Origin of the sequence: uncultured Brachyspira sp. (assembly GCF_910578695.1) — a bacterium.
GTDB lineage: Bacteria > Spirochaetota > Brachyspiria > Brachyspirales > Brachyspiraceae > Brachyspira.
This window is the reverse complement of the sequence record NZ_CAJTQJ010000006.1, coordinates 21318-34832: the sequence shown is the minus strand read 5'-3', so window position 1 is coordinate 34832 and position 13515 is coordinate 21318. Positions and strand designations below refer to the sequence as shown.

General features: G+C 28.0%; 13 protein-coding genes. 3 read left to right on the top strand and 10 right to left on the bottom strand.

Features of this window, described 5'->3' with window-relative positions; all coding sequences use genetic code 11:
- Positions 1-12: 12 nt before the first annotated feature.
- A complete protein-coding gene (gene rfaE1, locus QZ288_RS03315; protein WP_295154931.1) occupies positions 13-1011 on the bottom strand; it encodes a D-glycero-beta-D-manno-heptose-7-phosphate kinase in 999 nt (332 codons plus the stop codon).
- A gap of 197 nt (positions 1012-1208) precedes the next feature.
- Here rfaE1 and lspA point away from each other — a divergent pair, with 197 nt between their 5' ends.
- Positions 1209-1778: a signal peptidase II gene (lspA, locus tag QZ288_RS03310; RefSeq protein ID WP_295154929.1), complete on the top strand. Its 570-nt coding sequence runs from the start codon at positions 1209-1211 to the stop codon at positions 1776-1778.
- Positions 1779-2243: 465 nt separating this feature from the next.
- Positions 2244-3584: a CoA-disulfide reductase gene (locus tag QZ288_RS03305; RefSeq protein WP_295154927.1), complete on the top strand. Its 1341-nt coding sequence runs from the start codon at positions 2244-2246 to the stop codon at positions 3582-3584.
- 54 nt (positions 3585-3638) lie between these two features.
- Here QZ288_RS03305 and QZ288_RS03300 read toward each other — a convergent pair whose 3' ends face one another.
- The 3 genes from QZ288_RS03300 to QZ288_RS03290 all read right to left on the bottom strand — a co-directional run bounded on the left by QZ288_RS03300 (position 3639) and on the right by QZ288_RS03290 (position 7634).
- Entirely contained in the window at positions 3639-5039 is a 1401-nt protein-coding gene (locus QZ288_RS03300) for a cation:dicarboxylase symporter family transporter (RefSeq protein ID WP_295154925.1), read from the bottom strand.
- 580 nt (positions 5040-5619) lie between these two features.
- A complete protein-coding gene (locus QZ288_RS03295) occupies positions 5620-6744 on the bottom strand; it encodes an AAA family ATPase (protein ID WP_295154923.1) in 1125 nt (374 codons plus the stop codon).
- Between the two features lie 20 nt (positions 6745-6764).
- Positions 6765-7634: a DMT family transporter gene (locus QZ288_RS03290; protein ID WP_295154921.1), complete on the bottom strand. Its 870-nt coding sequence runs from the start codon at positions 7632-7634 to the stop codon at positions 6765-6767.
- Positions 7635-7868: 234 nt separating this feature from the next.
- Between QZ288_RS03290 and QZ288_RS03285 the strand changes: the two genes are divergently transcribed.
- Complete coding sequence (locus QZ288_RS03285) at positions 7869-8615, top strand: DUF3108 domain-containing protein (protein WP_295154919.1); 747 nt, start codon at positions 7869-7871, stop codon at positions 8613-8615.
- A gap of 54 nt (positions 8616-8669) precedes the next feature.
- Here QZ288_RS03285 and QZ288_RS03280 read toward each other — a convergent pair whose 3' ends face one another.
- The 6 genes from QZ288_RS03280 to QZ288_RS03255 form a co-directional block, all read right to left on the bottom strand.
- Positions 8670-8804 carry a hypothetical protein gene (locus QZ288_RS03280; protein WP_295154917.1) on the bottom strand — a complete coding sequence of 45 codons (135 nt, stop codon included), beginning with the start codon at positions 8802-8804 and terminating at the stop codon, positions 8670-8672.
- 44 nt (positions 8805-8848) lie between these two features.
- Positions 8849-9733, bottom strand: a complete 885-nt coding sequence (locus QZ288_RS03275; protein WP_295154915.1) for a radical SAM mobile pair protein B — start codon at positions 9731-9733, stop codon at positions 8849-8851.
- Positions 9734-9767: 34 nt separating this feature from the next.
- On the bottom strand, positions 9768-10394 hold the full coding sequence (locus tag QZ288_RS03270) for a nitroreductase family protein (RefSeq protein ID WP_295154913.1): 627 nt from the start codon (positions 10392-10394) through the stop codon (positions 9768-9770).
- Positions 10395-10397: 3 nt separating this feature from the next.
- Positions 10398-10763 carry a MarR family winged helix-turn-helix transcriptional regulator gene (locus QZ288_RS03265; RefSeq protein WP_295154911.1) on the bottom strand — a complete coding sequence of 122 codons (366 nt, stop codon included), beginning with the start codon at positions 10761-10763 and terminating at the stop codon, positions 10398-10400.
- A gap of 351 nt (positions 10764-11114) precedes the next feature.
- Positions 11115-11324 (bottom strand): DUF1858 domain-containing protein, encoded by a 210-nt coding sequence (locus QZ288_RS03260; RefSeq protein ID WP_295154909.1) that lies wholly within the window; start codon positions 11322-11324, stop codon positions 11115-11117.
- A 55-nt stretch (positions 11325-11379) separates the two neighbouring features.
- The gene (locus QZ288_RS03255; protein WP_295154907.1) at positions 11380-13509 is read right to left on the bottom strand and encodes a hypothetical protein; all 2130 of its coding nucleotides are present in this window, start codon (positions 13507-13509) and stop codon (positions 11380-11382) included.
- Between the last annotated feature and the right edge of the window lie 6 nt (positions 13510-13515).

Sequence of the window (13515 nt, the reverse complement as noted above, 5' to 3'; positions counted from 1 at the left end):
ACATATCCATTTTTATAATGTATTAATTAATTCCTTCAAAGTCAAAGTAGAAGTACCTCTTTTTCCTACAACAATTCCTGCAGCTGCATTAGCAATTTCTGAAGATTCCTTAAATGATAATCCAACAGATAAGCACATAGCAAGTACAGATATTACAGTATCGCCTGCCCCTGAAACATCAAATACGCTTTTAGCCTTTGTAGGTATTATATAAGGGCTGTTTTTTGATTTTATATCTTTATCAAATAAAGCCATTCCATTAGCCCCTAATGTTATCATTAATTTTGATAAACTTAATTTTTTTATAATGCTATCTCCCAATACTTTAATTGCTTTTTCATCAAACTCATAAAAAGGAAATTTACTTTCTGAGCCTTCCGCCGCCTCTTTCAAATTCGGAGTCATTAAAGTAGCCTTCTTATAAAATGAAAAATGTTTTATAGCAGGATCAATTAATACAGGCTTATTTTTTTTATTGCATATATCTATTATTTTTTTTGCAAATGATCTTGTAATGATTCCTTTGGCATAATCGCTTATTATAACAACATTATAATTATCAACATTATCAATAAATGCTTTTTCTATTTTTTTTACAATACTTGATGAAAAAGGGCTTGTATCTTCTTCATCTATGCGAACTATCTGCTGAGTGCCTGCTACTATTCTTGTTTTAGTTATAGTAGACCTGCTTTCATCTATTATAATTCCTTTTGAAGTTATATTATAATAGTTCAGACTATCCATTATAATATCTGCTGATTTATCCTGTCCTATAACTCCTATTATGAATATATTATCATTATTATTTCCAATCAAAGATGCTGTATTTCTAGCAACATTTCCAGCACCTCCCAAATAATTTTCTTCATTATTCACGTGAAGAACAGGAACAGGAGCTTCAGGAGATATTCTTATCACATCGCCGTAAGTAAATCTGTCAAGCATTAAATCGCCTATCACAAGAACTTTTGCATTTATTATTGTTTGGGCTTTATCTTTTAAGTCCATATAATTCCTAACAATTTATTTATTTTTTGAATTATAACATAAATTATAAAAAAAAGTAAATGTTTTAAATAATTATAAAAAGCTTATATTAAAAATAGCTTGTAATTTTTAGAAATATAAATTATTATTATTTTTTAAAACGAAAGCTTTTTATTTATTTAAAATATAAAAAAATAATAAGAGATAAAAAATAGAATATGATGAAATTATCTAACATTATAGAAGAAATAAAGTTAAAGAAAATATATTTTTTAATATCGATATTAATTTTTATGGCTGATGCTATATCTAAATATTTTGTAGATAAATATCTTCAGGAAATAATTATTAAAAAAATAATAGGAAATATTTTAATATTTATTTATACAAGAAATTACGGTGTATCATTCGGTTTTTTAAATAATGTGCCGGAAGCTATTCAGCATATAATACCTGGATTATTAAAAGTTGTTGTATTTTTTTCTATGATTATAGTATTTTTTATAATGATTTCTATTAATGTAAAAAAGCAAAAATTATCTATGATAGGCTTTACTATGGTTTTTGGCGGTGCTATGGGAAATTTGGCTGATAGAATTATGAGAGGATATGTTACAGATTTTATTAGTATGGGATTTAATGAAACTATAAGATTTCCTTATAATTATAATATAGCTGATGCTTCCATTACTATAGGTATATGTATTATTGCTGCGGGAGTATTTTTATTTAAAGAAGATTTTGATAAAAATAAGAATATTGACAGCGAAGAAAATATCAGTAAATAAAATGATAATTTATTATTGTTGCTAGCTATATAAACTCGCTTTAAATTAGCTAATAACTAAAGTTATTAGCTGCTCGTTTATCTATTTAAAAGTTAATAACATAATTAGTATATTAATATTAGTAATAATAAAAAAGCGAGCCTAAGCCAGCCCCGTATGGGATAATTCGCCAAAGGTGATTTACTTATTATAGGTTAATTTCGTCGGCGAGCATAATAATAAAATTTATGACTAGAAAAAAATTTTATGTTAATAATTATTCTTTTTTTTATTAAATAAAAATTATTTATTATCGATTATTAAAATTTTATTTTTACTATATATGAATTTTTTTTATACTATTTTAAAATCTGCTTCTCTATTATATTATACTTATTTATAGCTTTAAATTTAAAATAAATATAATATAGAATCAAATAAAAGTTGATAAAAATATATTATTTATTTATATAAAAGGAGTTTAAAATGAAAAAAGTTATAATAATAGGCGGTGTAGCTGCTGGAATGAGTGCTGCTGCTAAAGCCAGAAGATTAGATAAAGAAGCTGTTATAACAGTTTATGAAAAAACTGATATCGTATCTTGGGGGGCATGCGGTATGCCTTATTATGTGGGAAATTTTTATGATAATCCTAATACTATGATAGCTAGAACTGCTGAAACTATTATAAAGTCTGGAATAGATTTGAAAGTAAAACATGAGGTTTTAAAAATAGATTCTAAAAATAAAAAAGTATTAGTTAAAGATATTATTAATAATAGAGAGTTTGAAGATAATTATGATTCGCTTCTAATAGCTACAGGAGCAAAATCTATAATACCTAATATACCAAATATTAATATAGGAAATGTATCTACTTTAAAAGAGTTTAATGACGCTCTTAATATGAAAGAGAAAATGAAAGATGCAAATATAAAAAATGTTATTGTATTAGGTGCAGGATTTATATCTATTGAGGCGGCTCATGTTTTAAAACATATTGGAAAGAATGTTACTATAATACAACGATCTGAAAGAGTATTTGGAAATAAATTCGATAAAGAATTTTCTGATATAATTATAGAGCATATAAAAGAAAATGCTGATTTGCGTCTTAATGAAAAAGTACAGTCATTAGAAGCTGATAATAATAATAATGTTAAGGCTGTGATTACAGATAAAGGAAAATATGATGCTGATTATGTTGTTGTTGCCGTAGGAGTTAAGCCTAACAGCGATTTAGCAAAAGATGCAGGAATTAAATTAATGGATAATGGTGCTATATTAGTTGATAGAGAAGGAAAGACTAGTATAGATTCAATATATGCTGCAGGAGACTGTGCTAGTATTTATGATAAAGTTTTAGATACACAAAATTATGCTGCCCTTGCTACAGGTGCAAATAAACTCGGAAGAATGACAGCAGCTAATTTGCTTGGAGGAAATGAAAAGTTTGCAGGAAGTCTAACTAGTGCATGCATACTTGCATTTGAGCTTGAAGCAGCACGCACTGGAATAACAGAAGAAGAAGCCAAAAAAAGAAATATCAATTATAAAACTGTTAGCATAAAAGATTTAGATCATACGCATTATTATCCGGACTATCAGGATTTACATATAAAATTAGTATATACGGCTGACAGCAGAAAGATAATAGGAGGGCAGATATTGGGAAAAAGAGGTGCTGTATTAAGAATTGATGTTATAGCAGCTTGCATATATGCAGGCATTACAGTAGATGAACTTGGAATGCTTGATTTATGCTATGCTCCGCCTTTTGCCAGAACTTGGGACGCTTTGAATGTTGCTGGAAATGCCGCAAAATAATTAAATATTAAAAGCATTATCTATTTTTATTAGATAATGCTTTTTTATATATTTCTAAATATATTCTTCCTCATTTGAAATAGTGCCGCTAGAATTAAATTTACCCATATCAACTTCTTTACATATTTTAGCAGTAGCTGCTGCAGTAATCATACCGTCATTAACATTAAGCATAGTTCTTCCCATATCAATAAGAGGCTCTATTCCTAAAAGTATAGCAACTAATCCTACAGGAAAGCCCAAAGCAGAAAGAGTTATTAAAGCTGCATTAGTAGCTCCGCCGCCTACTCCTGCAATACCGAAACTTCCTATAGCAATTATAATTACAGACTTTATTAAAAAAGAAGGTTCAAGAGGATTAATACCCAAAGCAGGGGCTATCATAGCGACAACCATAGCAGGATAAATACCAGCACATCCGTTTTGTCCTATAGTTACGGCTAATGAGGCTGATAAATTAGATACGCCTTCTGATATACCCATTTTATCTTTTAATGCAGATATAGTTAAAGGCAAAGTACCTGCACTAGTTCTTGAAGAAAATGCAAATGCTAAAGGAGTAAAAGCCTTAGTATAATACTTTATAGGATTATAACCGAATATTACAAGTATTATACTATGAACTGCAAGCATAATTATTATAGCAATATAAGATGCAATAAGAAATTGTCCTAATTGAGCAAAAGCATTCAAATCGCTGGAAGCCATAAATTTAGCCATAAGAGCTAATACTCCGTAAGGCGTTAATTTCATTACAAAAGCTACTATTTTCATTATAATATCATGTAAAGACTGCATAATTTTTAAAAAGAAATCAAAAACTTCAGGCTTTTTCTTTCTTATTCCCAAAGCTGCAGCACCTATCAAAGCAGAAAAGAAAACGACAGAAAGTGTAGGAGAACCTCCCATACCAGCCAAAGCTGCAAACGGATTTGTAGGTATAATATCTAATAATTGCTGAGGAACAGGTCTTGAAGAAAATTCGGCTAATCTCCCTTCATAAGACGAAGCTCCTTTTGATATATCTCCTACTATAGATTGAAGTTTAGAAGCATCTAATCCGAAACCTTTAGCTGTTAAAAAACCTACTAAAGCAGATATTGCTGTAGTTATCATTAATATCCCTATTATTATCATAGTCATTTTACCCAAATTAGTATTGCTTCCCTTGATATTAAGAAGTGCCATAGTTATAGAAACAAAAATTAAAGGCATTACCAACATCTGTAAAAGTTTTACATAACCATTTCCTACTATATTATACCAAACTATACTTTGATTTACTATTTCCATATTGTCTGAATAAATTGTTCTAAGTACAAAGCCTAAAACTAATCCTAAAATTAAAGCTAATAATACTCTAATAGTAAAATTAATATGTTTCTTTTGCATAAAATACAATAAATTAATTAGCATAAGCAATACTATAATGTTAATTACTATATAAGTTCCCATATAAATACTTCCTTTAATTAATGTTTTTATGCTTTTTAATATAATATAGTTTAAAAAAAATTGATAGTATAGAATATTTATTATTGCCGATAAAAATTATGAGCTTTGATACTCTGCCATTCTTAACAATGTCAGACGCCCATAATTTTTATATTTAGCTTTCTAGTGTTTAAAAAATTATTAGTTTTTATTATAGCTTTAAAAAAATTTTATTTAATTCAATAATTCCAAAGCAAAATATTATTATAACTTTTCTATTTCTTTATTTACTAATAAAAAACTTGTTCGTCGCTCTGCGGCCGATATCGGCATAATCCCTGCCATTCTGCGAATGTCAGGCACTCACAAGTTTTTTATTATTCTAAAACACAATATTTCTATCATATATATTAGCATATCAAAAAAATATTTAATAAAAATATTTTGATTTAAATAATATTAAAAAAAGTTACAGCAATATAATAAATGATTTTATCATAAAAAATTTACTTTTAAAAATTGCATGCATACAATTTCTAGCTTTGACAAATTTGCTGTACATTCGCAATTTTTATAATTAGATTTTTAGTGCTTAAAATCCTTATTTAATAAGATTTCGGCTTTCATAATATTCTTTCCAGCGTCTGCCTAATTTCCCAGATTTTATTTTTACAGAATTATTAAAATAATTTTTTAATTTAGGCAGATCATCTTTATTTTCTTTAGCCACGCTTCCAATCAAATTTTCAACTACAGTTGACATTTTTATATTTTTATCTCCGTAATAATATGAATGAAGTGCAGACTGATAATAAACAGATACCGCTTCAGCTGTACTCATAACAGAGTTTAATTCCTGTATCTTGGCATTTTCAAAACTTTTACCGCTTCTAAGCTCATTGAATGTAACAGCAAGCACATCGACAACATCATAATCTATATCAATATCTATATCAGAAAGTTCTAATAATGTTTGGCATTGATTAGTTATAATTTCGCTTTCAAGTTTAGGATTTTTTATAGGTTCTACAGTTTCAAAATTGAATCTTCTTTTCAAAGCACTGCTCATCTCATTAATTCCTTTATCTCTTGTATTGGCAGTAGCTATGATATTAAAGCCTGTATTTGCAAACAATACTCTGTTTTGTTCAGGTATATTCATTATTTTATCGCTCAATATACTTATAAGAGAATCTTGTATTTCGAGAGGACATCTTGTTATCTCTTCAAACCTTGTTATTATTCCTTTATTCATTCCTATATAAACGGGCGATGGTATTAATGCTTCTTCTACAGGACCTTTAGCAAAAAGCATAGCATAATTCCAAGAATATTTTATATTATCCTCATTTGTTCCAGCTGTTCCCTGTATTGTTACTGTACTATTTCCGCTTATTGCTGCTGATAATAATTCGCTAAGCATAGTTTTAGCGGTGCCAGGCTCTCCTACAAGCATTAATCCTCTGTTTCCTGCCAAAGTGATAATTGCCCTTTCAACTAGAGCATCATCGCCGTAGAATTTTTTATTTATAACTGTACCGTCTTTTAATTTACCGCCTAATATAAAATCCCTTACAGACTGAGGAGATAACTGCCAATTTTTAGGCTTATTATTTTTATCTTCTTCTTTTAATGCTTCAAGTTCATCTTTATAAAGTTCCTCCATTAAAGGTTTTTGATGAATATTTTCTTCTTTGCTGATATTATTGTCTTTTTTTGCTGTCATAAAAACTCCATTTTTTTAAATTAATTAGAAATATTTTTTTTATTTTCATATAAGAATAATCCTATACCTGTTAATATAAAAGAAATACCTGCAAACTGCTTAAAACTTATAGTTTCATGCAAAATAAAATAACCTAATATGCATGTACCTGCTGCTTCGCCTAATATAGCCATAGATATAATAGAAGCAGAAAAATATTTTAAAAGCCAAGTAAATATTACCTGTCCGAGCATAGTAGATATAAATGTGATTGCTAATATATTAATCCAAGTATTTAATGAATATCCTATAAAACTTATACCCATAGTATAAGATAAAATTCCTAAAAATATAAATGCACTAAAATAAGTTAAGCTAATCCAAGTTAAAGCTGATAATCTTTTTCTTGCATACTGTCCTATAATAAAATATATGCTTATAAGTCCTGCAGATATAAAAGCCAGAAAATCTCCAATCAATGCTTTTGAGCTTATTTGAAAATCTCCTAAACCTATTATTACAGAACCCATAACAGCTATGATAAATCCAAGTATAGCAATTTTACTATATTTTTCTTTGAAAAAAAAATGTCCTGCTATAAAAACAAATAAGGGCTGCAATGTTACTATTACAGCAGAGCTTGCTACGGATGTAAGATTTAAAGACTGAAACCATAAAAAATAATGCAAAGCAAGTGAAAAGCCTGATATAATAGAAAGTATTATTTCTTTTTTAGTAAGAGATTTAATTTCTTTTCTTGCAGATTTTCTTGATACAGTTATTACTGATATAAATAAAAATGAGATAAATATTCTGTAAAAAGCTATTATAGATGAAGGGGCGTCAGCCAGCTTTACAAATATCGCAGAAGCAGATAATGCCATAACTCCTATAAATAAAAATACAGCCATAAAATTAAACCTCAAAATAATTGCAATATAATATATTAAAAAAATACTATTGCAAGATAAAAACTTACAAACTATTAAATTTTAAAAAGGTATGCCAGCACAGATTTTGATTAGATTTAATGTACTTCTATTCATTGTTTAAATTATAATTCAAAATTATTTTATTGACAAAACTTAATTTTTTAAGTATATATAATATAGCGGATAATTTAATATAAGGAGATTATTTTAGCTATGAATAAATATGTTTTTATAATTACTCTATTTATATCGAATATTATTTTCGGATATAATCAGACATTCAAAGTAGGAGAATATATAAAATATGATGTTTTAGCTCAGGTTCCTGAGTTTAATATAAGCGGAAAAGTAGGAATACTTGAAGCTAAGGTTCTTTCTATAAGTAATGTAAACGGCATACCTGCTTATCATTTATATGCCCATGTTTATACTACTGGAGCTGCTAATTGGGTTTATAAAGTAAGCGATATATTTGAAGCTTGGGTTTCTACAAATGATTTTAAGCCTATTATTTTGAAAAAAGATACTTCAGAAGGAGATTGGACTAATAAGGAATCCTTAACTTTTTATAATAATTATTATCTATTTAATGATAAGAGAACAGTTGATGAAAAAATAGAATTTCAAGGTATGGCTTTTGATGCTTTATCGCTTGTATTTTTTATGCGTTTTGTTGATAAGAATATAGGCACATTTAAAGTTAATTGGCTTGAAGGAAAAAATATAAAAAAAGATATAAGATTTACAATAGAAAACGGAGAGGATTTAAAAACTAAATTACAAAAAGATAAACTTCCCACTATAAGAGTTTATGAAAAAGATAAATACGGCACTGATGCTTTGATTGCTAAAGATAAATATAATCAAGTACCTTTAGATGTTATTATAGCCGAACAAAAAGTATATGGGCTTACAATAAGAGTTAGGGGAATTATAAGAGAATATAAAGACGGGAAATAATTATATATTAAAAAAACTGCTGCTGCCTTATATAAAAATAAAAACTGCAGGTTATTAACTGTATAATGAATATGTATATGCTTTTCTATTTTTATATCTATATTTATATTCTAATAACATCTTTGAAAATTTATTATTATTCATCTGTAATGCTATAATCTTAAAGCTGTTATTATATATATGATGCATAATTACTCTTTTTATATTTTCTATTTTCAAGTATTTAGATATTATTACTGTATTTTTACTGCGGATTTCTTGATTTTGCTATGATAGAAATAATTAACAATAACAGGCAAATCATCAAATGGATGGTTTATGCTGTCATCATTAGTCACATAATCAAGACCAATTTCGGCTGCATACTCTTTTAGTTCTATGTCGAGAGCTTCCCAATAGATGCGGTTATCTCTGTTATATATTTCATAATACATCGGCATAAGAGCAGGGTATTTCTCTTTGATATAATCCATAATTACAGCCTTGTATTCCCCACGCAGATTTAAATTTTCAAGCCATATTAAATTGCATTGATTCTTTACACATTCTATAATAGCCTTGACATCGGTAATACCGGGAAAAATCGGAGAGATAAAACAGATGGTACGAATGCCTGCTTTATAAAACTTTTTCATTGCTGCAAGTCTGCGATCAATAGATACTGCCTTATCCATATCATTTTTGAATGTTTTATCAAGCGTATTGATAGAGAAAGAAATGCGTGCATTGGGAAATGTTTTGATTATGTCTAAATCCCGTAAAATCAAATCGGACTTTGTAGCGATTGAAAGTTTTACACCGCTTCCTTGCAGTTCAGTCAGTAATGTTCTTGTACGCTCATAAATTTCTTCCTGCGGGTTGTACGGATCTGTCACAGAACCGACAAACAGTTCTTTTCCAGCATATTTTTTTGTTTTTTTGATTTTATCCCAAATTTTCACATCTATAAACTCTCCCCACATTTCATTATGTTTTGTAAAGCGTTTCATAAATGAAGCATAACAATATTTGCAGGAATGGGTACAGCCTATATAAGTGTTTACGGAAAAATCACATACAGGCAGATTGGATTTTGTTATCACATTTTTTGTTTTAATTTTTTTTATAATTATTTTCATCTTCTCATATAATTGTTTTTATTTGTTTATATAATTATTTCCATTTTCCAAAGCGTATTTGTTTATCTATATCGGGTTTATATTGCTCTAATTGCAGTTCTTGAGGATTAGCATAACCAATACCTATAAACACGGGTACATAATAGCTTGACAGCACTTTCAGTTTTTTCTTAACTATATCATGTTCTTTATTCAGAGGTATACGCATTGAGCATGACAGACCTTCTGCTGCCGCCGCTAAAAATATATTTTCTATCACACACCAAATAGTGGCAAACGGATTTAATTTTGAAACATACTCGCCATTCAATTCTTTTGATTTGAATAAAGGTATAATTACATACAGTGCTTCTTTCAGCATAGTATATTGCTTGGGCATAGCATAGCCGTACATTTTTTGTCCTAATGTAATTGTATAAGGTCTTGGCATATTCAAATATCTGTCAGCATCAAATTTATCTGCAGTCGCTTTGGCTTCAGAAAAAGCATATTCTTTTTCTTCATTAGTTCTTAAAATGATATACTGCCAATTGCGGTTATGGTCCCAAGTTGGTGCTTTGTTTCCTGCTTCTAAAATTCTTTTAATAACTTCAAAATCAACTTCTGTATCTAAAAATTCCCTTGTAGTTTTTCTTTTGTTAATTGCTTCATAAAATTCCATATCTTAATCCTCCGTTTCCTGATTAATAAGTTCTGTCAGATTTTTTGTAAATTTCTGTGATAGATTAATTAGCTGTTCTTGTTCTTTTTGTGTAAGCATAGACATTGCAGTATCTTCTGCCCATGTGATATGGCATACAACTTTTTCACAGTAAGCTTTTCCTGCTTCGGTTATTCTTACTAATTTTTCACGCTTATTTTCTTTGCACTCTTCAACTGTTATGTATGACTTGTTTAAAAGATTTTTTATAATCAGATTAACTGTCTGCTTAGATTGGAATGTTCTCTGACATATTTCAATCTGTGTTATACCACCTTTGCTATAGAAATCGTTATAATACAGAACATTAGCTACTAGCAGTGTTTTCATCAGCATTCCATGCCGTTTAGCGTACTTATCATATAATGAAAGCTGTTCATCACGGAATTTGCAATACAAATAAGCGTTTTTCTTGGTTTCCTTTGTTATATCAGCCTCCTGCCATTAAAATCAATTATAGTAAATTTATTGACTATTTTAGTATAGCAAGCTTATGCTGTTTTGTCAAGATCATAGTTAGAGAAACATTGATATTTAGCTATAAAAAAGCAGTAAGTATCTTTCCTGCTTAATTGGTATTATCTGCATTAAGAATTGATTTAATATTGTATGATTATAAAGCGAAGGGAGAAGCTGCTTTATTATGCATCCTCTCCCTCATACAGTATTTTTTTGTAAAAATTATTTGCCTGCTTCGTATTTTTCATTTATTTCTTTTATCAAACTGTCAATAACATCATCACTCATACCATGACCTCTGCAGCCCTCTTCCAAACTTTCCCAGCTTGCAACATGACAGCCTACGCAATGAAGACCTCTGCCCATCATTATTTCTACAGAATCAGGAAATATTTGTATAATTTCACCTATACTCATAGTTTTGTTTATCATATTATTACCTCTTAATTTATTTTATTATAGTATAATACTATATTATATTTTTTTGTCAAAGTGTTAGAATAGGATAAAAATTATTAAAATTTTTTATATACTTTCTTAAATAAGAGAGATTTAATTCTCCCGTATTTTCCAATGCCTTAATTTCCATTTTTGACATTCTTTTAACATCATAATGTCTTCCTAATTTTTTATATATTCTTTTTAATGTCATTATAATATATATATTATGAGAATGCTGTTCTATATTTTCAAATAAAGTTAAAGATTTAAATAAATCAAATCCTTTTATATTGTTAAGAGCAAAGTATGAATAAAGCAAAGATACATAATCATGCGAATCTTTACCAAAAGTATCTGCTGTTTTTCTTATTATATTAAATGCTTCTTCTTCATTTTTTTGAACGCCTATTCCCTTATAATAGCAATGAGCAGTCATAGCATTAGAACATGAACATTTTAAATTTCTTTTTTCGCATATTTCTTTAGCTTTATTATATATTTCAAATGCTTTATTATAATCCTGTTTTGCTCCGCGTCCTATTTCATAAGATTTTCCTATAATAGTTAAAGCACATTCCAATGTATTATCCAAATCAAAAGCTATATTAGCCATAGAAACAGCAAGCTCAGGATACGGAGTTATAATATCGCCGTAAAATAACTCTTTAGCATATATATAGTATGATAAAGCATCATTTAATTCTACAGATTTTTTTAGCATATATATGCCTTCTTCATTATATTCTTTAGGCATATTATAAAGCATTATTTTTGCAATAGATCTGTATACCAAAGCTTTATCCAAACTGCTATTTAAACAGCTTTTCAAATTATCTAATATTAATTTATAATCATTAGCTCCTGTCATTTGAAGAGAATGAGCATAAATAAATCTTATATAAGATATTTCATCATCATTATCATCATCTATATACTTAAAAAATTCATTACATAATTGAACAGTGTTTTCATAATTTTTTAATTCATAATTAGAGAATATTAGAAGATAGTAAGTAGAGTATTTATATTCTGCTTTATCTATATATGATAAATATTTTAAAGCCTCTAAATAATCATTATCGCTTTGAGCATAATTATGATATAATTCGGCAATTTTTTCATAAAGCCAAGATTTATTATTTTCTTTAAGTATTTTTTTAAACTCTAAAATAGCCTTTTTTATTTCACCCTGATAAGCATATAAATTCCCTCTGTAATATATATGCTGAATACTGTTTATGCCAAGCACATCTATAACTTTTTCAAGCAAATAAAATACCTCTTCTAAATCTTTACCTTCTTCCTGACTGTCAGGATAGTTTTTATCTTCATTTTCTATAATTAAATCATGCAGTGCCTGAATTTTATCAAGCAGAGCATTTAATCTGTATTTATTATTATGCTTTAAAAGTTCATTATAATTTTCTATAGCCTTTCTATAATTTTCTTTATTCAAATACCATTCAGCTCTTTCATATAGAGCATTGAAGTTTATAGGATTTAATTCCAAAGCCCTATCCAAAAAAAATATGGCATCATCATAAAATTCAGATTCTATTCCTTTCTTTGCAAGTATTATGCCTTTAAGAAAGTATGCATCATCATAAAAAGGAAAATCATAAATAAGTTTATTGGCTTCTATATCAGCTTTTGTAAGTATATTAAGATTATAATAGCAAAGCCCTCTTTCAAATCTAGCTATTCTGCTGTTATCAAAACTTACATTTTTTATAAAATCATCATAATATCCTATAGCCTGATGAAAGTCCGATTCATTTTCTCCATTATTTAAATAACTGCTGGCAAGTATTAATAAAGCATCATAAGCTGTATTTTCTTTTTCAAAAAGTATCTGGGCATATTCCCTTTCTTTATCGGTATTTTTCAAATCTCTGTTAAGATACATTAAGCCTCTGTATGCATCCGTTATATTAGGGTCTATATCTATTGATTTATTTAAATCGTATTCTATTGATGAGTAAATTAAAGCTCTTTTTATATCATATTCATTTTTATCAAATTCTTCATTTTGAAGTTCTATGAATGCCGATTTGCCTCTCATATAAAAAGCTTTGGCATTATTCGGTTCTTTAGAGATAATAATATCTAATTCTTCTATTGCTTTTTTATAATCTCCGTCATCTATATATTTATTTATTTCATCTAAAGAACTCATAGTCGT